Below are 21,935 nucleotides of genomic sequence, written 5' to 3'. Positions count from 1 at the left end.
CCCGCTCACAGTAATTTTTCGAGATTCTTCTTCACTTCGTCTATGAACTCTTCGAGAGTGACATACTTGTCGATCGGTGGTTCTGTGAAAGGCTGAAGGTCCTTTGTGATCACACCGGATTCTATGGTGTTTATCACAGCCTTCTCCAGTTTGTCTGCGAATTCACACACCTCCGGTGTTCCGTCGAGTTCTCCCCTTTTCCTTATAGCACCTGTCCACGCGAAGATCGATGCGGTTGGATTCGTCGAGGTCTTTTCTCCCTTCAAATATCTGTAGTAGTGTCTTCTCACCGTGCCGTGGGCTGCCTCGAACTCGTAGACCCCATCGGGAGAGACGAGAACCGACGTCATGAGGCCGAGACTGCCGAATCCTGAGGCGATCATATCGGACATGATATCCCCTTCGTAGTTCATACAGGCCCAGAGCATGCCGCCCTCACTTCTCAAAATCTGCGCAGCCGCATCATCTATGAGCATGTATCTGTAGTTCACTCCAGCTTTTTCGAGTTCTTCTTTTCTTTTGTCGACCTCTTCCTGGAATATGTCTTTGAAGTACGCATGGTACACCTTGGAGATCGTGTCTTTCGTCGCAAACCAGATGTCGACCTTTTCAGAGATAGCGTAGTTTATACACGACTGAGCGAAGCTTCTGATCGATTTCTCCAGGTTGTGCATTGCCATGACAACACCGTTTCCTTCGAATTTGTGTACGAGGAGTGTTTTGTTTTCTTTGTTTCTCACCACAAGTTCCACTTCTGCTGGGCCTTCTACTTTTGCTTCCACAGCGTTGTATATGTCACCGTAGGCGTGTCTTCCTATGATGATCGGTTTTTTCCAGCGCTTCACAAGCGGTGGCACGTTCTTCACCATGATGGGCTTTCTGAAAACCGTTCCATCGAGATACGCTCTGATGGTGGCATTTGGACTCTTCCAGGCTTTCTTCAGATTGTACTCCTTTACCCTCTCCGCATCCGGGGTGATCGTTGCACACTTGACGCCGACACCGTACTTTTTGATAGCCTTTGCCGCTTCGATCGTGATCTGATCGTCTGTTTCATCTCTCTTCTCTATTCCGAGATCGAAGTAAACCAGCTGGATGTCGAGATAGGGAAGGATGAGTTTTTCTTTGATCATCTTCCACATCACGCGTGCCATCTCGTCACCGTCGAGTTCGACAATGGGGTTTTTAACCTTGATCTTCTCCACTCTTCGTACCTCCTTTTCTGTGATCGTTGCTATTATTAATGATACCATCCTTTTTTGGACTTCAGATGTGGAGTTTCATCGTTTCATTTAACGCTTTCGTGAAATTTGACTCAAGAGGAAATCGTTGCAAAAAGTAAAAGGGTGCGGAAGCACCCTCTTTCATTTAACGAGCAGAACACGGAGAGCGCCTTTTTCCTGAAGGGTCTTTGCAACATCTGGCGAATCCGTCACGTATATCCTGTCTCTTCTCACTTCGTTCGGTACGGTATCCACTTTCACAGCGTTTTTATCTTTTTTCAGAACGAAATCTGCGTCTTCTTTGGAAATTTCGATGATCAACGGCTCACCCACGAACGGATCGTCTTTCTTCAGGTAGGTCTGGAAGTCTTCTTTCAACTCCTGAGCGACGTATTTCAGAATCTTTATGAAGTTGTCTTTGTCCACGTAGCCAGGAAGGTATCCCAGACCTTCTTTTCCCTTGAAAAAGAAAAACGTAGGCGTTCCTCTCACACCAAATCCAGCGAAGAGATCCCTGTAGCTAACCGATTCCTCTCCCAGAACTTCCTTCGCAAAGAGTGTGGTTTTTTCATCTGTGGCGTACAGCTCAACGAAGACGAAGTTTGGAATCAGAATTTCCTGGAAATCTTCTTTCGGGAATACTTCTTTCTTGAACAGATTACAGTAGTAACAGGTTGGACTCGAGAACATCATGATCAGCTTTCTCTGGGTGATGTTTGCGAGTCTGTAGGCATCATCTAAAGTGAGGGCCAGTGAGATCACACTCAAAGCCAAAATCGCGATGATTAAGAACCTTTTCACAGTACCATCCTCCCATCAGTATGTGATGAACCTTCCCGTGAGAATGAGCACTCCAACGAGAACGAGTGAGAGAGAACCCACTACTTTGAGAACGTTCATCCACACAGGTTTTTTGAAACTGACGCGGTTCAAAAGTCTGTTGACGAATCCTCCCATCAGTATGAACGGAATCGAAATACCCAGAGAGTAGAGGAAAAGGAGAACTCCCCCCTTCACCGGTTCTCTTCCACTCGCCACTATCGCGAGGATACTTCCCAGTATAGGACTCGAGCAGGGAATCCACACGAGTCCCACACTACCACCGAGTAAGAAACCGTTCAGGAATCCTTCCCCTTTGTAGCGCCACACGTTGGGATTCTTTTTCATCTTCACAAGTTCAACATCGAACAGGTAAAACAATCCAAAGACTACGAGAGCAAGCCCGGAAATCCATGTGAGTATGTAAGTAGGAATGAAATTTCCAAACAGTCCAAAAAGGACTCCTATGACTGAAAAGAGAGAAGATATTCCCACGAAAAAACCTATGACCTTCAGGAAATCTCCTTTCGAGGCAAAGAGCACGCCAAGAAAAGCGGGGATCAGGGGCAGAACACATGGGCTGAAAAATGCGAGGAGGCCGTATCCAAGAGCCATCCAGTAACTCACTTCCGCAACGGCGAAACTCATGTTCTCTCTCCTCTTCATTTTTTCTACTGAAAAAGTCCAAAATAATTATAACACAGAAACACCCCCTCACAGCGAGGGGGCTAACGATTCAGTTTGAATGGTAATACAGAAGCTTCACATCGATTTCATCGAGGGATTTCACGAACTTTTCATGGTCGATGTTTTCCACCCTGAGTGTGGCAAGGTAAGAATCCTTCCCTTCTTCGAAAAGTGTTGCGATGGAGATGATGTTCCCGCCTGCTTCGTAGATTCTCTTTGCCACTTCGAGAAGTTCACCCGGTTTGTCTGGCATTTCCATCGTGTACCTTATGGTTCCTTCCCTCTTGGTTCCGAATATCTCCACGAAGACTTTGAAGATATCAGTCTGTGTAATGATTCCAACAAGATGTCCCGCATCGTCAACTACGGGGAGCCCACTTATATCTTTCTCCTCCATTATCCTTGCCGCATCTTCTATCGGTGTGTTTTCGTTCACTGTGACGACATCTTTTGTCATGATCTCCTCGATTTTGAGCTTGGAAAGAAGGTAGTGGAGTTCCCAGATGTTGAGTGTCGTGGCTTTGGAGGGAGATGCGTAGAGAAGGTCTTTTTCTGTTACGATACCGACGATCTTTTCATTCTTCATCACTATGAGGCGTTTGATTTTGTTCTGTTTCATGAGTTTGAGGGCCTCAGAAAAAGAGGTCTCTGGAGCGATAGTGATGGGATTTCTCGTCATGAAGTCCTTGACAAGCATGTTTTCCCCCCTTTATGCAACACCGAGATAGGCCTTTCTGACCATTTCGTTGTCCAGAAGTTCGCTGGCTTTTCCCTCGAGAACGATCTGTCCAGTCTCGAGGACGTAACCGTAGTGGGCAACCTTCAAAGCACCGAGGGCGTTCTGTTCTACCAGGAGAATGGTGGTTCCCTCCTGGTTGATCTTCTGGATGACCTCGAAAACTTCGGAGACCAGGATGGGAGCAAGCCCCAGAGAAGGTTCGTCCATCATCAGAAGCTTTGGTCTGCTCATCAGAGCTCTTCCGATTGCAAGCATCTGCTGTTCTCCACCGGAAAGAGTACCTCCCAGCTGTTTTAGTCTCTCTTTCAACCTCGGGAAAAGCGAGAAGATCCATTCCAGGTCACGTTTTATTCCTTCTTTGTCCTTCCGGTTGTACGCTCCCATCATGAGATTCTCATAGACGGTGAGTTCCGGAAAGATTCTCCTTCCTTCGGGAACCAGAGCTATTCCCATTCTGTTTATCACGTGAGCTGGCTTGTTTGTTATGTCCTGGCCGTTGAAGATGATCTTTCCCTTCTGCGCTCTCACGAGTCCTGCTATCGCGGAGAGTGTTGTGGTTTTTCCCGCACCGTTTGCTCCGATCAGCGTTACGATCTGACCTCTCGGGACTTTCAGGTCTATTCCCTTGATGGCGTGGATCGCACCGTAGTAAACGTGGAGAGACTGGACTTCAAGGACGATGTCAGACACTCTCCCACTCCCTTCCGAGGTACGCCTCTATCACACGTGGATCGTTCTGAATCTCCTTCGGCGTTCCCTCCGCTATGATTCTGCCGTAGTCCATCACTATGATTCTCTCACAAATTCCCATGACCACTCTCATATCGTGCTCTATGAGAAGCACCGTCAGGTTGAAGTCCTTTCTGATCTGTTTTATGAACTCCATGAGGTCCTCTGTTTCCTTCGGGTTCATACCTGCGGCGGGTTCGTCCAGCAAGATCAGTTTCGGTTCCGTTGCGAGGGCTCTGGCTATCTCCAGCTTTCTCTGCTCTCCATACGGAAGCGAGGAAGCCTTCTCGTACATCACCTTTTCGAGTCCCACCCTTTTGATGAGGTCTTTGGCCTTTTCCACCATTTCTTTTTCTTTCTTCAAGTATCCGATTTTCGTGACAGCCCTCCAGAACCAGAAACGTCCGTGGCCCTTTCTCGGTTTTCCGTGCTTCACAAGAATTCTGTCTGCATCGGGATTGGAGAGAACGTGGTGCTGAGCCACAAGAACATTTTCGAGGACGGTCATGTCAGAAAAGAGCCTGATGTTCTGGAAAGTCCTTGCGATTCCAAGGTGTGTGATCTGGTACGGTCTCAACCCTGTGATATCTATATCGTCGAACACGATTCTTCCCTTCGTAGGGGTGTATATACCCGTTATCACGTTGAATACGGTTGTCTTTCCCGCACCGTTTGGTCCTATGAGACCGACGAGTTCTCCCTCTCTGATTTCGTTCGTGAAATCGTCCACAGCTACGAGTCCACCGAACTGCATCGTCACATGATCCAGAAGGAGGAGAGGTTTCTTGGAAAGATCCGTGACCGTCATTTCTCTTCACCACCCCTGCGACGAGCAAAGAGCCATCTGTAAAGATTGTTCCAGGTGAGTTCTTCCCTTCCCATGATACCCCTCTGCCAGAAGATCATCACAAGGATGAAAATAGCGGATATCACGAGGATCCTCATTCCCTTTATACCGGGAACGTGTATGCCGAAGAACGTGAAAGGCTCTTCCAGATCCCTGAGCCACTCGAAGAGTATAGCGAAGAGAGCGGCTCCTATGAGCGAACCGGAAATACTGCCGAGCCCACCCAGAACTATCATGATGAGAACGTAGAAGGTGAGCATGGGACCGAGTGTGGTCGTTCTGGGATCTATCGTGGTGAGCCAGTGCGCGTAGAGCGAACCAGAAACACCCGCAAAGAAGGCTCCTATGACGAAAGAAAGAAGCTGATGTTTAAAAACATTTATTCCCATGGCTTCGGCTGCTATGCGGTCTTCTCTGATGGCCTTCAAAGCTCTTCCGTAGCTACTGTTCACAAGGCTTGCCATGAACAGAACCGTTACGAATAGCCAGCCGTAACACCACCAGATGTTTGAGTATTCCGGAATTCCCTTGAGACCGAGAGGGCCGTTTGTGATGCTGATGGCGTTGAGAGCGATGATCCTTATCACCTCTGCGAACCCAAGGGACGCTATCGCGAGGTAATCACCGGAAAGCCTCAAAACCGGCCACCCTATGAGAAAAGCGAAGACGGCTGCCAGAACACCGCCTGCCACTGTGGCGGTGAAGAAGTCGGTGTGCGCGTTCGCAAGCCAGGGAACGATCGGCTCTATTATAAAAGACATCGCTTTCTGCTCTGGTGAAAGTGTGAGAAGAGACGCCGTATAAGCACCTATCAAGATGAAACCGGCGTGTCCAAGAGAAAAGATACCCGTGATACCGTTTATCAGGTTCAAACTCACCGCCATGATACCGTATATGGCGATGAGCCTCACTACTCTCAGCTTGTAGCTGTCCATGTATCTATCGGCCAGATAGAGAAGAAGGGCCATGAAGATCAGGAAAACAACCGTGAGAATGAAGTTCGTTCGTGCAGATAGTTTCTTCTCCATCTTCATCACACCTTTTCCACGATTTTTTTACCGAGAAGTCCAGAAGGTTTCACGAGCAGTATGATGATCAGGATGATGAAAGCGAACGCATCCCGGTAACCCATAACAGCTGGGAAATAAGCTGCGAGGAATATCTCAATGAGACCGAGAAGAACGCCACCGAGAACAGCTCCGGGGATCGAACCTATTCCTCCAAACACCGCCGCAATGAAAGCCTTGAGACCTGGCATGAAACCCATGTAAGGATGTACGTTCGGAAATCTCATTGCCCACATGATCCCACTCGCAGCAGCGAGTGCCGAACCGAGGGCAAACGTGAAACCGATGACGGCGTCCACGTTGACACCCATGAGGGCAGTCGTTGGAATATCCATGGAAATCGCTCTCATAGCCATACCGATCTTCGTTCTATAAACGATGAAGAACAGGACTATCAGAATGACAGCGGTGATGAAGATCACGAGGAACGTGAGGAGTGGTATTCTGGCTCCCGCTACAGTCAGCACTTTGTTCAGTATGGTCCTGTCCTTGAAGACCTTCAGAAAAGACTTGGGAATGGCTCCAAAAACGACCACAGCGAGACTCTCAAGGAAGAAAGAAACTCCGATAGCGGTGATAAGAGCGGAAATCCTGGGAGCGTTTCTCAGAGGTTTGTAAGCAACTCTGTCTATGAGAAAACCCAATAGCGCTGCTCCGAGGATCGCTACGATGGCAGAAAAAAGTGGATTCAGAGAAAGAAGAGTAGCAGCGTAGAAGGCGAAGTAGACACCCATCATCATAACATCGCCATGGGCGAAATTGATGAGCCTCAGAATACCATAAACCATGGTGTAACCAATCGCTATGAGCGCGTACAAACCTCCGAGCATGATTCCGTTGAAGAGATTCTGGAGAAAGAATACCACTCTTTCACCTTCCTTTCTTCAATCAAAGAAAGCGAAGCCCCTGAGGGGCCTCGCTTTTGCTTGTTTCAATGGAAGTTTTTACTTGAGGTCATCAGGATTGATGACAGCCTCAAAGTCAACGGAACCGTTCTTCACAACGTTTACAACGACGGATTTGATAGCGTCTCCGTTCTCGTCGATGTTTATGATACCGCTGGCACCGTTGAAGTTTCTCGTTTTTCTGATCTCTTCAGCGATCTTTTCCCTGTCAAAGCTTCCTGCCCTTTCGATCGCGTCAAGAAGCACCATGTAAGCGTCGTATCCGAGAGCGTTGAGCGCAGCTGGTTCTTTTCCGTATTTCTCCTTGTACACTTCAACGAATTTCTTTGCAACAGGGTTGCTGGCTGCCTTCGGATGGTAGTGTGTGGTGAAGAGAAGGCCTTCCACTGCTTCTCCACCGATCTCTATGAGTTCCGGTGCGTCTGCACCGTCACCTGCCAGAATGTAACCGGTGAATCCAAGCTGTCTTGCTTGTCTGGAAATGAGGGCGATCTCCGGGTAGTACCCTGTTATGTAGATTGCATCCGGATTGAACGACATCGCAACGGAAAGCTGTGCGGAAAAGTCCTGATCACCACTTCTGAAGAACACCCTCTTCACCTGTCCTCCGAGTTCAGTGAACTTGTTTATGAAGAAATTAGAGAGTCCGACACTGTAGTCCTGCTCGACATCTGTGAACACAACCACTCTTTTTGCACCCAGATTTTTGTAAGCGAATACTGCCATGGCTGCTCCCTGGAACGGGTCGATGAAACAAACCCTGGAGACGAACTTTCTTCCCTGTGTTACGAGTGGATTCGTGGAGGCAGGAGTCACCATAGGAACTTTGTTCTCTTCTGCAATAGGTGCTATGGCGAGAGAATGTGCACTGGCCACTTCACCGATTATTGCGAGGACCTTTTCTTTGTCAATGGCTCTTGCTGCTGCGTTCGCTGCTTCTGTTTTCTCACTTCTGGTGTCAAGGAGAACGAGTTCTACCTCTTCTCCCAGAACCGTAGGTTTCTCTTCGTGAGCGATCTGAATACCTTCCCACACCATCCTTCCAAAAGCGGAAATGCCACCCGTCATTGGAAGAATCACAGCGATCTTAACAGCGGAGAAAAGACTCAAAACTGTCAATACAAGAAGAACGGTTACCAGTACCTTCCTCATATCTCTTCCCTCCCCTCATGAGAATGATTTTTATAAGTATTTTACAGGCTCACCACGAAACGGTCAAGAAATCCTTTTGAATCTTAATGCAGATTTTTCTGGAGGTTAATGTTTGTCTTTTTCAGTTCTTTCTCTGATTCCGAGAAAATCTTTGCTATTTCTTTCTCAGGCAGTTTTATTCCTTTTCCTGCATATTTACTTTCGACGTACAGCTCGGTCAAATCTCTAAAGTGTCGAAACTTTTTCCCGGATATCAACTCGTACGGAGTGAGATGTTCCTTTCCTGGAAAATATTTCCACCTCAGGAAGAGGTACGCGTCTTCTAACGTGTGTATTACTCTTCGTTCGGTGTGATGTTCCTTTTCTTCAACATCTTCTTTTTCTTCCTCTCTCGATTCTTCCGTTTCAATTTCTTCGCTCGACGTTTTCAACGTTCTAAGGAAGAGCTTCAAAGTGGTGTGGAAGAACAATACCACCACGAAAAGAGAAACAGCGGTTAAAATCCATCTTACCGAATTCCACGAAGGATTTCTTTCAATTTCAACGACGGTCACAGAAGCGGAAGGTGTGGACGAAAGCATCTGACCTACTGGTGTGAGTTCTGGAATTCCTACGTCGAGGTTCACGTTCCGAACCACCGTGTTCACGAACAATACGAACAGATAAAAGCTGACCACAAAAACACCGAGAGCAGCAAGGACATAATGTGACACCTTTAAATTCATTCGAAACTCTTTGAAGAAAACAACAACGAGTAGCACCACACCTGCCACAGCGACCCAGAAAATGACTTCCCAGAGAAGCTTCATAGCAAGACTACCACTCTGGGTGAATTTTTCTATCACGACCACAACGTTTTTCACCATCTGTTGGACCGATTCACCACTTTCTGGCTGATGCGTTTCTGGAAGAAGGAATGGAAGTCTGAATTCTGGAACAAAAGCCAGAAGTGGAACCAAAGAAGCGTAGAGGAACTTCTTCTCATGAAGGAAAAAGAGGGCCATAGCTCCGGAGACAAAAAGGAATGAAGATGGATTTTTCTCAAATATCAACGAAAGCACGAAAAAGAAGGCCAGCGAATACACTTTTGACCTTTCATTTTCGAAATCTGAAAACACAAGGAAGAAAGTAATTATGAGAGATGCGAAAACCAGGTCTTTTTCTTTCGAAAGTATCCAGAGGAGGATCCCTGAGACCGGAAGAACGATCAGGTAGGCTCTGGAGATTCTCTTTAGTATCGCCGTTACCGCTGAGCCTGAAAGGAGCAACAGAGAGTAGAGGTTGATATCTTTCATCAGAACCAGAAGTAAAGCGCTACCAAACAACACATCATGGAACACTTTCTACAACCTCCTGAACGGTCATGTTCTCCCGCACTCCCCTCACGATCACGTGGTTCTCTTCGAGCAGCTTCACCTTTTCCAGAAGATCGAGGAGATCCTTCCTCATGAGGAGATAGCTCCTGAAAGGCTTCGTGTTTGGATCGCGTAAACCGTATGGTATGACAAATACGATCAATTTTGAAACCTGAGACCTCACTCTGAGAAGTAAGGGAAGCTCCTGCTCCGTCAGGTGTACGCAGAAAAGGAGAACAGTATCCGAAGGATCAAATACGACCGTCTCCAGGACACTCTTCGTATCGAAACGAGGATTGTCCGTTCCTCTCACGGTGGCGAGCAGTTCAAAATCCATCACCCAGTCTCGATCGTGATTCTTCCAGATTTCTTCACCTATGACCGTTAATTCCACTGGTGTGTGACGTTCTTTCAGGTCTTTCACCACGCTCGCCACGAACCGCACCGCTTCCTCTTCGTAGTACCTCCTCAGTTCTTTCCAGACTTCTCCCAGCTGGACACCTTTTGGAAGGTTCAGATCGAGAAAAATCTTCACCCTTCCCAGTGCAGTGTGGTCGTGCTCTTTCACGAGCAACCTTCCATATCTCGCGGAGGCTTTCCAGTGTATTCTGTTCATCGGTTCTCCGTTGTAATCTCTGAGTCCCTTCAGCATCGTGTTGTCCTCGAGAAGTCTCTGGGGGCTTTTTCTACCCGGCAGGAGCTCTTTCAGGGCCTCTTTGTAGAATTCGATCGGCACGTACTCGGGAAAAACGATCACCTCGTCCTCTGCGTTGAACTCCTTTTCCACAGAAAAAGTTGCGAACGTGTCCTCGATTTTTATAGAAAATCCCTTCAGGATCTTTCTTCCACGTGTTCCAAACGAGAAAATGAACACCAGCTTTTCTGAAGAAGATGGTGTCAGAGAAACTTCTTCGGTGTCTTTTTTGAAAAATCTGACGGGAGAAAAACTCGGGTTGAGTTTCATCGAAATCCGCAAATGACCAGAATATCTGATCTTGTAGATCATCTCTGCCTTTTCATCCACGAAGAGTCTGGTTTTTGTGATATGCCTTTCTATCTTTATTTTTGGAATGGCCTTCAGAGTCAAGAGAAGATCCAGCCACCTCGTTGCGGTAAAGAAAACCATCAGAAGAAAAATGTTGTTCTGTGTGAGGATCCATACTGCGACGGAAAAGATTGTGAGAATCACAAGTGGTTTCTTTCTTACCCTCATTTGACCACCTTCACACGGTCGAGAATTTCTCTCACTATATCCTCCTTTTTCTCCCTTTTGAGTTTGGACTCTGCGGATTGGATCACTCTGTGGGGTATCACGTACACAGCGGCTCTTTTCACGTCGTCTGGAAGGACAAAATCTCTCCCACCCATAAAAGCGAGAGCCATGGAGAAGTGCATGAGGGCTATACTTCCACGGGGGCTCATGCCCAAAAGAAGCGATGGGTGATTTCTTGTGGCACTGGCTATATCGACGATGTATTTCTTCACTTCGTCGCTCACAAAAACATTCCTCACCTTTTTTTGAAGTTCTGAAAGCTCATCAGGGTTCATGACCGGTTCCAGCTGGCTTATGGGATGCTCTTTTTCCTGGGATGTGAGCATCTGAATCTCTGCTTCCTCATCGGGATACCCCATCTTCACACAGATCATGAAACGGTCGAGCTGAGCTTCCGGGAGAGGGAAGGTCCCTTCGTACTCGATTGGGTTTTGCGTGGCGATCACGAAGAATCTCTCAGAAAGCCTGTGTGTGACTCCATCCACGGTCACTTGACCTTCTGCCATCGCCTCAAGGAGCGCAGATTGTGTTCTCGGTGTTGCCCTGTTTATCTCGTCCGCGAGGAGAACATCGGTGAACACGGGCCCCTTTTTAAAGACAAAGTCTTCTTTCTTTCTATCGTATATGTACAGACCGGTAAGATCTGTCGGAAGGAGGTCCGGTGTGAACTGAACCCGTCTGAAATCCACTCCAAGGGATAGCGCAAGGGCTCTTGCAAGCATCGTCTTTCCAACTCCTGGCACATCTTCCATGAGAACGTGCCCTTTTGCAAGAAGCGCTGCGACAACAACTTCGATGGCTTCTCTCTTTCCTTTTATCACCTTTTCGATGTTGTTTATCACCCGCTCTATCAACCCAGGATCCCTCCAGAATAGTGTTTGCATACTTCAAAGTATACCAGTTTTTCTATCAAATTCTCAATTTTTAGAATACACGTTGAATTTTAATGCAGAAATTTCACCAGTACTGGTGTATAATTCTTCAGAAGAAAAAATACCCCAGGAGGTGTTGTTGTGAATCTAGAAGACAAGATCTCAAAGATAGGCCGAAACATGAAATCCTCCATCATCAGGGAAATTCTCAAATTTGCTGCGGACAAAGATGCCATTTCTTTCGGAGGGGGAGTGCCCGATCCTGAGACTTTTCCGAGGAAAGAACTTGCAGAAATCGCAAAGGAAATCATAGAGAAAGAGTACCATTACACCCTTCAGTACTCCACAACGGAAGGCGATCCCGTTCTTAAACAGCAAATTTTGAAACTTCTGGAGAAGATGTACGGTATCACAGGACTCGACGAAGACAATCTGGTATTCACCGTTGGATCCCAGCAGGCACTGGATCTAATTGGAAAACTCTTCCTCGACGATGAGAGTTACTGCGTCCTCGATGATCCCGCATACCTCGGAGCCATAAACGCGTTCAGACAGTACCTTGCGAACTTCGTGGTGGTCCCGCTCGAAGACGACGGAATGGATCTCAATGTTCTGGAAAGAAAGCTTTCCGAATTCGACAAAAATGGAAAAATAAAACAGGTGAAGTTCATCTACGTTGTTTCGAACTTCCACAACCCAGCGGGAGTCACGACTTCTCTGGAGAAGAGAAAAGCGCTCGTCGAAATCGCAGAAAAGTACGACCTCTTCATAGTAGAAGACGATCCCTACGGTGCTTTGAGGTACGAAGGAGAAACTGTGGATCCCATCTTCAAGATAGGTGGACCAGAAAGGGTGGTTCTTCTCAACACGTTCAGCAAAGTCTTGGCACCGGGTCTCAGAATAGGGATGGTGGCGGGAAGCAAGGAGTTCATCAGAAAGATCGTTCAGGCAAAGCAGTCTGCGGATCTGTGCAGTCCCGCTATCACTCATCGTCTCGCTGCCCGTTATTTGGAGAGGTACGATCTTCTCGAGCAGTTGGAACCCACCATCGAACTCTACAGAAGAAAGAGAACGGTGATGCTCAACGCTCTTGAAGAGTACTTCTCCGACATACCAGGCGTGAAATGGGTGAAATCGGAAGGTGGTCTCTTCATCTGGCTCACCCTTCCCGAGGGTTTCGACACCTGGGAGATGTTCGAGTACGCGAAGAGAAAGAAGGTGTTTTACGTTCCTGGAATGGTTTTCAAAGTATACGACGAGCCGAGTCCCTCTATGAGGCTTTCCTTCTGTCTGCCGCCAGATGAAAAGATCGTTGAAGGGATCAAAAGGCTCAAGGAAGTTGTCCTCGAGTACGGCAAGGAAAAAGGTCTTCTGTGAGGAGTGATAGAATGTTTCTGGAAAAACTGGTTGAGATGGCTCAAGGAAAGGGAAAAAAGCTCGCAGTTGCGGCTGCGAACGATGATCACGTGATAGAAGCTGTCTGCAGGGCTTGGAAAGAGAGAGTGTGCGAGCCCGTTCTGTTCGGTCCAGAGGAAGAGATCACCAGGATCATCGAGGAACTCGTCCCTGAATGGAAGACGCCCCAAATCGTAGATTGTCCCCCAGAAGAAGCGGGAAGACTCGCTGTGGAGGCCGTTTCAAAGGGAGAATGCGATTTTCTGATGAAGGGAAAGATAAAGACAGGAAATTTGATGAAGATCTATCTGGACGAAAGGTACGGACTTCGAACGGGAAAAACGATGGCGATGGTGAGCGTGATGGAGATACCCGATTTCCCGAGGCCTCTCATAATCTCCGATCCCGGTATGCTGATAAGCCCCACTCTGGAACAGAAGGTTGACATGATAGAACACTGTGTTCGAGTGGCAAACGTCATGGGTTTAGAAACACCGAAAGTTGCCGTTGTCGGTGCCATAGAAGTCGTGAATCCAAAGATGCCCATCACGATGGAAGCGGCCGTTCTCTCGAAGATGAACCAGAGAGGGCAAATAAAAGGGTGTATCGTCGATGGGCCCTTCGCGCTGGACAACGTTGTGTCGGAAGAAGCGGCGAAAAAGAAAGGGATACAAAGCCCTGTGGCGGGAAAGGCCGACATCTTGATACTGCCAGATATAGAGGCGGCGAACATTCTGTACAAAGCTCTGGTTTTTCTTGCTAAAGCGAAATCCGCATCTATCATTCTTGGTGGGAAAGTCCCTGTAGTTCTCACATCACGTGCAGACTCGGAAGAAACGAAGTTTTATTCCATAGCCCTCTCGGCGGTCTTCGCTTAGAAGACACACTTTTTCAGAACGTCGAGGAGGATCAGGTTGGAGAGGAAGCCATATCTCTCGTAGTTTTTTCTGAACTCTTCTTCCGTTTCCTTTCCACATATGTCAACGATCGTCTTTATGGCGAGGAACTTCTTCTCGTTCTCGTGGCACACTTTTGCCACAGCGGCGGAGTCCATATCGACACAGAGGGCTCCCGTTCTTCTTTTTATCTCCTCGGCTTTCTCCTTCGCTGTCACAAAGGCGTCTCCGCTTGCTATCAGTCCTGTCTTGATTTCTCTGTTTGAATAAGCGATCACCTTGTCTTCGAGATCTTCACTGCCCGAGACGATGATTCCTTCATCACCAAGGGCCGTTTCGAAATCGTACTCGACGTAGGAATCTCCTATCACGACATCCCCAACTTCAACACCTTCCAGACCACCGGCGTTTCCCGTCAAGAAAACAGCATCTATGTTGAACCTGTCCAGAAAAGCCTGAGTAACGAGCGCGGCCTCTACCTTCCCGATGAAACCGTAGCTCACGACCACCTCGTTTCTTCCTACAACTCCCCGCTGGTAGTATCTTTTCAAGAGACGTCCTTTTTCCAGGACTTCCATCTCTTTAAGCATGGGTTCCACTTCTATCTTGAACACACCGAGAACCAGGATCACGTTCCCACCTCCAGATGAGAAAAAGGGGCGCAGTGCCCCTTCACTCTCTCTGTCCAAGATACCTGTCGAGCTGGAAGATCACAGACATCTGACCATTTGCCTTTTCTAAAAGATCGAGGATTTCTCTCACCTGGTCTTCTTCTTCCACCTGCTCGTCAACGAACCATTTGAGGAAACTCACGGTGGCGTGATCTTTCTCTTCCAAAGCGAGTTCCAGGATGTTGTAAATCGACTGGGTGACGAATTCTTCGTGTTTCAGAGCCGCTTCAAAGGCGTCTTTTATTCCGTTCCAATTCGAAGGTGGCTTCTCTATGGCTTCGAGTTCGACCCTTCCTCCTCTTTCGTAGATGTATTCGTAGAACTTCATCGCGTGAGTTAGTTCTTCCTGCGCTTGCTTTTTCATCCAGTGGGCAAAACCCTTGAATCCTTCAGCATCGAAGTAAGTTGCCATCGAAAGATAGAGATAGGAAGAGTAGATCTCCCTGTTCAACTGATCGTTGAGCGCTTTTCTCACTTTTTCTGAGATAACCATCATCTCACCTCCTACTGTACAATTCTACCACTTGCCACACTTTTGCCACATTTTTCTGTTAATAATCGAAATGGAGGTGAAATTATGAGGAATGGTTTCACGATCGTGGAGCTTTTGATAACTATAGCTGTTCTTCTCATCGGAATACTCTTGGTTCTGGGATTCACAACGAGAACAATTGTTGCCACTGTTCAGTCGTTTACCACGATCGAGTTAGCGGACGATCTTTTGAAGGCAGCGATGGAAATAAGAAAGGAAATCCTGAAAGCTGGACCTAGAGCGGATCAGATTTATTTTGATCCGGAGAATCCTGAAAAAATTTCTTTCCTTGTGAATGTTCCTTTCGGTGGAGAAAAGTACTATTCCAGGAACTACACATACACTATCACATTTGAAAAACCGGACATCAAATTGTACATCTTCCAGGAAGATTCGAACAGCACAGATACGAGGATACTCGTAACGGATGTTTCAACCTGCACATTTTTGGCGGGTGCCGGTACTGTCTCCTTTGTTATAGGAAAAGAAAAACACAACATCGAAAGAACCTATTTCATGAGCGTAGCCCTTCCCAATCTGAAGTGAAGGGGTGATCTTTATGAGGAATGGTTCCATTCTTGTGACCACTGTGATAATTCTGGTCATCGTTTCCGTTCTGGGAATCTCTGTGTTCTTCGCGTTCAATCAATATCGTGAAAATGTGGGATTGACCGCTCAGAGACTGGAGGCTACTTACAGAGCTTCAAATATCCTGAGTCTCGGTGTTGCCTGTCTAAAAAAGCACTTCGGTTTTTCAGGAATGGAAATCAACTGGTCCACTGGAAGTGTGACATGGTTTGATGATTTCAGAAAGAGAGTTCTGCTTCAGTCAGATGGAGATGCCTGGGAGAATGTTTTCTCATTGCTGGACACAGAAAAATACTACAATCTTTCTTCAGACATCGATTTCTCTACTGAAGCATCAAAATTGGGATTTTCTAACTTTGAAGCAGTAGCCATTCCGTTCGAGAACAACCCGTTCTTTGCTCTGCTTGTTGTAAGAGCACAAGTCGGAAAGGCTGTGGTTTACAAATACGCTGTTCTTTCTTCAGACTTTCTGAACAAGTACGCGTATTTCACAGAAAAAGAAACAAGACCGGATGGAGATAAGATATACTTCATCACCCAAGATATTATCGATGGGCCTTTCAGATCCAACGATGTGATACACGTGGAAGGAAAGCCTCTTTTCAAGGGAAGCGTGGAGTTCAAGGATATCGATATCGATTTGGAAGCAGGAGAAGGCCCAAGGTACGAAAATCCGCCTCCGAAGTATCTGACTGACGAAGACATACAGAAATACAACATAGAAAAGATAAAAGACTATTACGCGAGAGAAATCGAAAGGATAGCGAAGCCAGCGTCTGAAGTTGTTCTTTCGAGTGAACCAGTGGGGATCGAGCTTCCGTCAGCTATGATCGTTGAAGAAAAAGAAGGTTGGTACTGGTGGGGAGAATATCAATGGAGATACTACAAGAAACAGCTGGAGCCGGTCTATATAATCGAATTCAATGCACCGAGGGGAAACAGTGGAAATGACTATCTAATAAAAGTAAAATACAAAGAAATTTACAGAGAATACTTAAGCAACAATCGAAAGGATTGGTATTTCATTCAAGAAAGCGAAGGTAGAGAAGTTAATCTTTTCCACATCAAACCCAAACCGAACAGCGATCAGTACCATCTTGTTCTCCAGGGGGAGGAAGCAAGACGACTTCTTGATCTCGACAGAAACGAGTACGATATCTACTTCAACGGTGTTATCAAAACAGACAGTGATGTTTATCTAAGAAATGCAAGCAGTCAAGAAAACCAAGAAAACATAAAACCCATGTTCGTCGATGGAAGGTACACCATCGTTGCGAACAACATCTACATAGAAGACCACATCATCTACAACGATTACAGAGAAATTCTGGAAGAAATTGCCGATAAGGAAGGAATAAAAGGAAACTCCGATCAAAAAGTTGCACAGGTTTTGATCAGAAAACTCGATAAGAACGGAAACATCGAAGAAGACTACTCAGAACTTTTGAAGAATCACGAATCAGACGATTTCCTCAATCTTGTGGCGTACAAGAATGTGGTGATCACCGACAAAAAGCCCAACATGAAGATTTTCGCCAGTATATACGCTTTCACCGGAAGCTTTTATGTGAAAGATTACGATAGGGGAGATCCTGTTGGCGAGCTCACCATTTTTGGTTCTCTTGCGCAATACGTGAGAGGAGCCGTTGGAACTTTCACTTCGGCGTGGTGGTCGAAGGATAGAAAACCCGTTGTTTTAACAGGTTACCGTAAAAACTACATCTACGACTGGAGAATCCTCAAGGGGTTTTCTGTGTTTGGTACCCCCACTGTGCCGAAGGAATCGAACATACTCAATGTGAGAGAGGTGTATTGACATGAGAAATGGGAGTCTTATAGTTGAAACTTTGATAAGTCTGTTTCTCATTCTTCTCACCGTCGTTATATTCACAACGATCATTGTGGGAGTGGCAAAAAATGTGACACTCACCGAAAAATCCATTGAAACCTTTCTTTTTACCAACTTTGCGTACGATTTTCTTTCCAAGTACGGGGTTGGACATTTGATAGAACAAGGTGTGTACGAAGAGATAAACAGAGAATTCTGGAAAGACAAATGGAACGATCAAAATCCTCCTTTTCCTCATATTGATTCTTCGGGTTCAACCGTTGAGGATGTTGTTTTGCCCAGCAGCAGTGATGTGAAATACAAAAAAATCACGTTGAAGATAAAAATCAACGAAGGAGCTTCAATAGAGAGAATTGTTATAATAGGGGATTAAATTTTCCTGCCAACTGACCGATATATATAAATGGAAAATTGGATGTGGAGGGATCCACGATGAGGATCGATCCCACGGATGGGAAAGGAAACGAGGTGCTTCATAGAGAAATAACAAGAAGGGAACTACATGTGAAAGAGAACGGATCAACACCCGTCGCTGAGATGAAAAAACAGCAGGAAGAGGACGTTCAGAGAGCTATAGAAGAATTCTCGAAGAAGCTGGAAAAACTGAGAAAGATCTTCAGAGGAGAAGCCGAATTCAGGTACGACGGCGAATTGAACATGGTGATCGTGAAGATAAAAGACACCGAAACTGGGGAGATCATAAGGCAGATTCCTCCTGAGGTGATGGTGAAAATCGCAAAGAGTATAAACGAACTGCTTGGGATTCTCGTAGACGAAAGGGTGTGATCGCATGGACCTGAGTAAAATAGCGAGCACCATAAATATGAGATATTACTCACAGCTGGGTGGTTTCCAGGTGGGGGGAGCTGTCAGCGGACTCGACACCCAGTCCATCATAAACGCTATTCTCGAAGCAGAAAGCCAGCCGCTTCAAAATCTCACAGAAAAGTACGAAAAGTACGAGCTCATGCAAGAAGCCTACACAGAAGTGAAGACCAAACTCAGAGAGTTCAGAGATCTGGTCTACAGTTTCAAACTCCAGAGTACCGTTGTCCAGAAAACAGCCGTTTCTTCCAGCTCTCTTCTTTCAGCTGAGGCTTCCTCTGTGGCCGTCACGGGTGTATACCATGTGAAGATCGTTCAGACCGCAACTTACACCACGTTGGCTGGAGCGAGTGAAGTTGTTCCACCTCCCGATTCAACGAAGACGTTTGGGGAACTCGATTACATGTACACACCTCAGGAAGGAACTGTAAGACTGTACAACAACGAAACGGGAAACTACGTGGAAGTCCAGGTTCTCTCCACAGATACCATAGACGATATTGTCAATAAGTTGAACACCGCTCTTTCCTCTGCTGGAATAACGGGAAGCGTCAGCTACGATACCAGCACCGGCAAAATCAGCATCACTTCCGATAAGAATTTCTCGCTCGTTGACATCACAGGAAACTTCACGAAGGTATTTCATCTGGATGAAGCCAGTCTGAACTACAGTGGAGGAAATTATTCTTTCACCAGCACCGCCTCTGTGAGCGGGCTTTCCACAGCGAAAACTCTTCAGCAGATTGCTACGTACACTTCAAAGACCATAATAAGCGGAAAGGTGAAGATAAACGGTGTGGAGATAGATGTGGATCAGAACGACACGTTGTCTTCTCTTATAGAGAAGATAAACGACAGCGAAGCCGGGGTTACCGCCAGTTATGATTACCATGCGAACAGAGTTGTGATCATTTCAAAGACCTCTGGTCCCGAGGCCATCACCCTGGAAGACACATACGGGACGGGTTTGTTCTCGCTTCTTGGAATAGAAAATCACAGTCTCTACGTGGGTCAGAAGGCTCATCTTCAGATCAGTATGGACGGCACGAACTGGGCGGATGTGTATTCAGACACGAATGACGTGGAGTACAACGGTGTCACTTTCCACATCTCTGGAATGACATCCGAGACGATCACCGTTGATGTGAGAGTCGACACGGATGCGATAGTTGAAAAGATAAAAGAATTCGTGGATAAATGGAACGAAACGATGGATTATCTGAACGAAAAGCTCACAGAAGAGCCGATAACCGATAAATCCGAAGAAGAGATGACAGAAGAAGAGAAGATGAAAGGGGTTCTGAAAGGAGACGATCTGTTAGAAGAGATCTTCTCCCGTCTCAGAGGATTCATCACGTATAAAGTTGAAGGAGACATAAACTACCTCTGGGAACTTGGGATCAGCACAGGAGACATAGGAACCGGATACGAGAACATGATGAAGGGTCATCTCGAAGTGGATGAGGAGAAACTGAGGCAGATAGTGGAAGAGGATCCAGACAAGGTGTGGGAATTCTTCGGTGGGGAGAACGGTTTTGCCACACAGCTCGACGATTATCTATGGGAACTGGTGAAATTCAACGGCAGGATCGATCAGGTCGCGGGAATAAGCGGTCGAATAGAAAGAGAACAGAGATTCCTCGCCACACAGATAGCGAGCTGGATCGAAAGGCTCTCCAAGAGAGAACAGGAACTCTGGAGGAAGTTTTCGGCCATGGAGGAAGTGATCTCTCAGCTTCAGTCCCAGGGAAGCTGGATCTCTCAAGCGTTGCAGGGCAGTAACAACAAGTGATTACCCTTTCATGCCACTTCTCACAAGACTTTTCACAAACAGGTTCTGAAGAGCGAGAAACATCACAACGGTTGGCGCTAGAGCAACCACGGTACCCGCCATTATTACACCCCAGTTGTTGGCTGATTCAGCCTGCATGAGCATCTTCACTCCTACCTGGACCGTTTTCATTTTGTCTTCCATACTCACTATCAAAGGCCAGAGATACATGTTCCAGGCATAGACGAAGTTTATTATAGAGGCACCTGCCAGCATATGTTTTGAGAGGGGGATCAGCACTTTCCAGAAAAATTGCATGTAACTCGCTCCGTCTATGAGTGCAGCATCCTGGAGTTCTTTTGGAATCGTGAGAAAATGCTGTCTCATGAGAAAGGTGTTTGTTGCGCTTGCCATAAAAGGAATTGTCAGAGCCCAGTAAGTATTGACCCAGCCGAAAGTTTTCATGATTAAAAACAGAGGGAGAATCATAACAGTTTCTGCGGGAAGGAATAGAGTGGCAAACAAAGCTGCGAACATGACTTTTTTACCCTTGAAATTGAAATGAGAAAAAGCGAAACCGGCGAGCGCTCCGGTGGCAAGTTTTCCAAGCGTTATAAGTGATGTTACGATTAAGCTGTTCAAAAAAAGTCTTGCCATCGGAACATATTTGAAGGCTTCTACATAATTCTTCCAGTAAAAACTCGTTGGAAAGAACTTCGGAGGATAGGAAAAAACAACCTCTGGTCTTTGAAGACTTATGGTTATTGCAAGAAACAATGGCAGAGCCATTATGAGTGTCACCAGTATAAGAATTATTTCGTAGAGGATTGTGATGGATCTTTTCCTCCTCACGTTCTCTCCCCCATCATTGATAGTGGACCCTTCTCTCACCGAATTTGAAATAGAAGATCGTAACGATCGCCATTATCAGAAAAAGAATTACACTCTGTGCTGCTGCAGGACCTGTTTTCTGGAAAGCGAAGGCGTCGAGATACAATCTGTATATCAATGTGGTCGTGTAATTTCCCGGTCCACCTTTTGTGGTGACATCGATGATAGCAAAGGAGGAGAACATAAAACTTACAAGATTCATGATAACAAGATAGAAGGTGATCGGTGAAAGAAGCGGAAAGACAATTTTCCAGGTTCTGGCCCAGGAATTGGCTCCTTCCACAAGAGAGGCCTCTATCAATTCCTGAGGAATATCCTGAAGACCTGCAAGATAAAAGATGATATCGAAAGGAAGGGTTTTCCAGACAGTAGCTATTATAACTGCTATGAGTGCGTACGGCTTTGTGGTAAGCCATTCCACCTGCAGTCCAAAGGGTTTGGAAAGAATGTAGTTGACATGCCCTACAACAGGGTTAAGCAGAAAAGACCAGAGAACACCTGCTATCGCTGGAGAAATAGCGTAAGGAGTAAAAATCAATGCCCTGAAAATTCTGTTTCCAGGGAGGTTCATATTCAGAAGCAGTGCTATAAAGAATGCAAGAAATATAGTCAGAAAGAGGGATGCAAGAACGTAAACAACTGTCACTTTTATGGCGTTTAAGTACTCTGGGTTTTGAAACAACCTCTGGAAGTTTCTCAGCCCCACAAACACCATTCTGTTTCCAAATGGGGTAATTCTGTAAAAACTCAACCTCAAAGAATAAGCAGCAGGCCAATAGATAAAAAGAGTAATGATCACAAAAGTTGGAAAAAGAAGTAGGTACGGGAGAACTCTTTTCAATTTAATCC

Annotated in this window: 23 protein-coding genes; 7 read left to right on the top strand and 16 right to left on the bottom strand. The window is 46.3% G+C overall.

Going from position 1 to position 21,935, the window contains the following annotated elements:
• Nucleotides 1–5: 5 nt before the first annotated feature.
• The 12 genes from AS158_RS00385 to AS158_RS00330 all read right to left on the bottom strand — a co-directional run bounded on the left by AS158_RS00385 (nt 6) and on the right by AS158_RS00330 (nt 11,650).
• Entirely contained in the window at nt 6–1,205 is a 1,200-nt protein-coding gene (locus tag AS158_RS00385; protein ID WP_165304293.1) for an NADP-dependent isocitrate dehydrogenase, read from the bottom strand.
• A gap of 159 nt (nt 1,206–1,364) precedes the next feature.
• A complete protein-coding gene (locus AS158_RS00380) occupies nt 1,365–2,024 on the bottom strand; it encodes a thioredoxin fold domain-containing protein (protein WP_011944018.1) in 660 nt (219 codons plus the stop codon).
• A gap of 15 nt (nt 2,025–2,039) precedes the next feature.
• The gene (locus AS158_RS00375; RefSeq protein ID WP_165304292.1) at nt 2,040–2,690 is read right to left on the bottom strand and encodes a cytochrome c biogenesis CcdA family protein; all 651 of its coding nucleotides are present in this window, start codon (nt 2,688–2,690) and stop codon (nt 2,040–2,042) included.
• Nucleotides 2,691–2,778: 88 nt separating this feature from the next.
• Nucleotides 2,779–3,426, bottom strand: coding sequence for a CBS and ACT domain-containing protein (locus AS158_RS00370; protein WP_008195614.1), 648 nt, complete (start codon nt 3,424–3,426; stop codon nt 2,779–2,781).
• 12 nt (nt 3,427–3,438) lie between these two features.
• A complete protein-coding gene (locus tag AS158_RS00365; RefSeq protein ID WP_004080267.1) occupies nt 3,439–4,158 on the bottom strand; it encodes an ABC transporter ATP-binding protein in 720 nt (239 codons plus the stop codon).
• Nucleotides 4,151–5,005 carry an ABC transporter ATP-binding protein gene (locus AS158_RS00360; protein WP_008195616.1) on the bottom strand — a complete coding sequence of 285 codons (855 nt, stop codon included), beginning with the start codon at nt 5,003–5,005 and terminating at the stop codon, nt 4,151–4,153. Before AS158_RS00360 ends, AS158_RS00365 begins: the two co-directional genes overlap by 8 nt.
• The gene (locus AS158_RS00355; RefSeq protein WP_004080270.1) at nt 5,002–6,078 is read right to left on the bottom strand and encodes a branched-chain amino acid ABC transporter permease; all 1,077 of its coding nucleotides are present in this window, start codon (nt 6,076–6,078) and stop codon (nt 5,002–5,004) included. Before AS158_RS00355 ends, AS158_RS00360 begins: the two co-directional genes overlap by 4 nt.
• On the bottom strand, nt 6,078–6,977 hold the full coding sequence (locus AS158_RS00350) for a branched-chain amino acid ABC transporter permease (RefSeq protein WP_004080271.1): 900 nt from the start codon (nt 6,975–6,977) through the stop codon (nt 6,078–6,080). The genes AS158_RS00355 and AS158_RS00350 overlap by 1 nt, the downstream gene beginning before the upstream one ends.
• 78 nt (nt 6,978–7,055) lie before the next feature.
• Nucleotides 7,056–8,168, bottom strand: coding sequence for an ABC transporter substrate-binding protein (locus tag AS158_RS00345; RefSeq protein ID WP_165304291.1), 1,113 nt, complete (start codon nt 8,166–8,168; stop codon nt 7,056–7,058).
• Between the two features lie 83 nt (nt 8,169–8,251).
• The gene (locus tag AS158_RS00340; protein ID WP_165304290.1) at nt 8,252–9,508 is read right to left on the bottom strand and encodes a hypothetical protein; all 1,257 of its coding nucleotides are present in this window, start codon (nt 9,506–9,508) and stop codon (nt 8,252–8,254) included.
• Nucleotides 9,498–10,736: a DUF58 domain-containing protein gene (locus AS158_RS00335; protein ID WP_165304289.1), complete on the bottom strand. Its 1,239-nt coding sequence runs from the start codon at nt 10,734–10,736 to the stop codon at nt 9,498–9,500. The genes AS158_RS00340 and AS158_RS00335 overlap by 11 nt, the downstream gene beginning before the upstream one ends.
• Nucleotides 10,733–11,650 (bottom strand): MoxR family ATPase, encoded by a 918-nt coding sequence (locus AS158_RS00330; protein WP_008195629.1) that lies wholly within the window; start codon nt 11,648–11,650, stop codon nt 10,733–10,735. Before AS158_RS00330 ends, AS158_RS00335 begins: the two co-directional genes overlap by 4 nt.
• 159 nt (nt 11,651–11,809) lie before the next feature.
• Between AS158_RS00330 and AS158_RS00325 the strand changes: the two genes are divergently transcribed.
• Nucleotides 11,810–13,045, top strand: coding sequence for a PLP-dependent aminotransferase family protein (locus AS158_RS00325; RefSeq protein ID WP_012311265.1), 1,236 nt, complete (start codon nt 11,810–11,812; stop codon nt 13,043–13,045).
• Nucleotides 13,046–13,056: 11 nt separating this feature from the next.
• Nucleotides 13,057–13,941 carry a phosphate acetyltransferase gene (locus AS158_RS00320; protein ID WP_038053435.1) on the top strand — a complete coding sequence of 295 codons (885 nt, stop codon included), beginning with the start codon at nt 13,057–13,059 and terminating at the stop codon, nt 13,939–13,941.
• Here the strand turns inward: AS158_RS00320 and mtnN are convergent.
• On the bottom strand, nt 13,938–14,591 hold the full coding sequence (mtnN, locus tag AS158_RS00315) for a 5'-methylthioadenosine/S-adenosylhomocysteine nucleosidase (protein ID WP_012311267.1): 654 nt from the start codon (nt 14,589–14,591) through the stop codon (nt 13,938–13,940). The genes AS158_RS00320 and mtnN overlap by 4 nt on opposite strands.
• Nucleotides 14,592–14,631: 40 nt before the next feature.
• Nucleotides 14,632–15,123, bottom strand: coding sequence for a ferritin (locus AS158_RS00310; protein ID WP_012311268.1), 492 nt, complete (start codon nt 15,121–15,123; stop codon nt 14,632–14,634).
• Nucleotides 15,124–15,207: 84 nt separating this feature from the next.
• Between AS158_RS00310 and AS158_RS00305 the strand changes: the two genes are divergently transcribed.
• Genes AS158_RS00305 through fliD form a run of 5 tightly spaced genes read left to right on the top strand, consistent with a single transcriptional unit; the run spans nt 15,208 to nt 20,216 of the window.
• Complete coding sequence (locus tag AS158_RS00305) at nt 15,208–15,708, top strand: prepilin-type N-terminal cleavage/methylation domain-containing protein (RefSeq protein WP_012896576.1); 501 nt, start codon at nt 15,208–15,210, stop codon at nt 15,706–15,708.
• Between the two features lie 13 nt (nt 15,709–15,721).
• The gene (locus AS158_RS00300) at nt 15,722–17,566 is read left to right on the top strand and encodes a hypothetical protein (protein ID WP_038053436.1); all 1,845 of its coding nucleotides are present in this window, start codon (nt 15,722–15,724) and stop codon (nt 17,564–17,566) included.
• A gap of 1 nt (nt 17,567) precedes the next feature.
• Nucleotides 17,568–17,972 (top strand): hypothetical protein, encoded by a 405-nt coding sequence (locus AS158_RS00295; RefSeq protein WP_012896578.1) that lies wholly within the window; start codon nt 17,568–17,570, stop codon nt 17,970–17,972.
• 59 nt (nt 17,973–18,031) lie between these two features.
• Nucleotides 18,032–18,385 carry a flagellar protein FlaG gene (locus AS158_RS00290; RefSeq protein WP_012311276.1) on the top strand — a complete coding sequence of 118 codons (354 nt, stop codon included), beginning with the start codon at nt 18,032–18,034 and terminating at the stop codon, nt 18,383–18,385.
• Between the two features lie 4 nt (nt 18,386–18,389).
• Entirely contained in the window at nt 18,390–20,216 is a 1,827-nt protein-coding gene (gene fliD / locus AS158_RS00285) for a flagellar filament capping protein FliD (protein WP_041434371.1), read from the top strand.
• Here fliD and AS158_RS00280 read toward each other — a convergent pair whose 3' ends face one another.
• Nucleotides 20,217–21,047 carry a carbohydrate ABC transporter permease gene (locus AS158_RS00280; RefSeq protein WP_165304288.1) on the bottom strand — a complete coding sequence of 277 codons (831 nt, stop codon included), beginning with the start codon at nt 21,045–21,047 and terminating at the stop codon, nt 20,217–20,219. It lies immediately after the preceding gene.
• A gap of 13 nt (nt 21,048–21,060) precedes the next feature.
• Nucleotides 21,061–21,927 (bottom strand): sugar ABC transporter permease, encoded by an 867-nt coding sequence (locus AS158_RS00275; protein WP_165304287.1) that lies wholly within the window; start codon nt 21,925–21,927, stop codon nt 21,061–21,063.
• Nucleotides 21,928–21,935: the final 8 nt, after the last annotated feature.

Source organism: Thermotoga sp. 38H-to (assembly GCF_011057665.1).
GTDB lineage: Bacteria > Thermotogota > Thermotogae > Thermotogales > Thermotogaceae > Thermotoga.
Note: the sequence above shows the minus strand (reverse complement) of the source record. Positions and strands in the feature narration are given on the sequence as shown.

Bases quoted from the DNA above. Each gene is read 5' to 3' on its own strand.
- AS158_RS00375 (WP_165304292.1), bottom strand. From the start codon at position 2,690: ATGAGTTTCGCCGTTGCGGAAGTGAGTTACTGGATGGCTCTTGGATAC.
- AS158_RS00370 (WP_008195614.1), bottom strand. From the start codon at position 3,426: ATGCTTGTCAAGGACTTCATGACGAGAAATCCCATCACTATCGCTCCA.
- AS158_RS00360 (WP_008195616.1), bottom strand. From the start codon at position 5,005: ATGACGGTCACGGATCTTTCCAAGAAACCTCTCCTCCTTCTGGATCAT.
- AS158_RS00355 (WP_004080270.1), bottom strand. From the start codon at position 6,078: ATGAAGATGGAGAAGAAACTATCTGCACGAACGAACTTCATTCTCACG.
- AS158_RS00345 (WP_165304291.1), bottom strand. From the start codon at position 8,168: ATGAGGAAGGTACTGGTAACCGTTCTTCTTGTATTGACAGTTTTGAGT.
- AS158_RS00335 (WP_165304289.1), bottom strand. From the start codon at position 10,736: ATGAGGGTAAGAAAGAAACCACTTGTGATTCTCACAATCTTTTCCGTC.
- AS158_RS00320 (WP_038053435.1), top strand. From the start codon at position 13,057: ATGTTTCTGGAAAAACTGGTTGAGATGGCTCAAGGAAAGGGAAAAAAG.
- AS158_RS00310 (WP_012311268.1), bottom strand. From the start codon at position 15,123: ATGGTTATCTCAGAAAAAGTGAGAAAAGCGCTCAACGATCAGTTGAAC.
- AS158_RS00305 (WP_012896576.1), top strand. From the start codon at position 15,208: ATGAGGAATGGTTTCACGATCGTGGAGCTTTTGATAACTATAGCTGTT.
- AS158_RS00300 (WP_038053436.1), top strand. From the start codon at position 15,722: ATGAGGAATGGTTCCATTCTTGTGACCACTGTGATAATTCTGGTCATC.
- AS158_RS00295 (WP_012896578.1), top strand. From the start codon at position 17,568: ATGAGAAATGGGAGTCTTATAGTTGAAACTTTGATAAGTCTGTTTCTC.
- AS158_RS00290 (WP_012311276.1), top strand. From the start codon at position 18,032: ATGAGGATCGATCCCACGGATGGGAAAGGAAACGAGGTGCTTCATAGA.
- fliD (WP_041434371.1), top strand. From the start codon at position 18,390: ATGGACCTGAGTAAAATAGCGAGCACCATAAATATGAGATATTACTCA.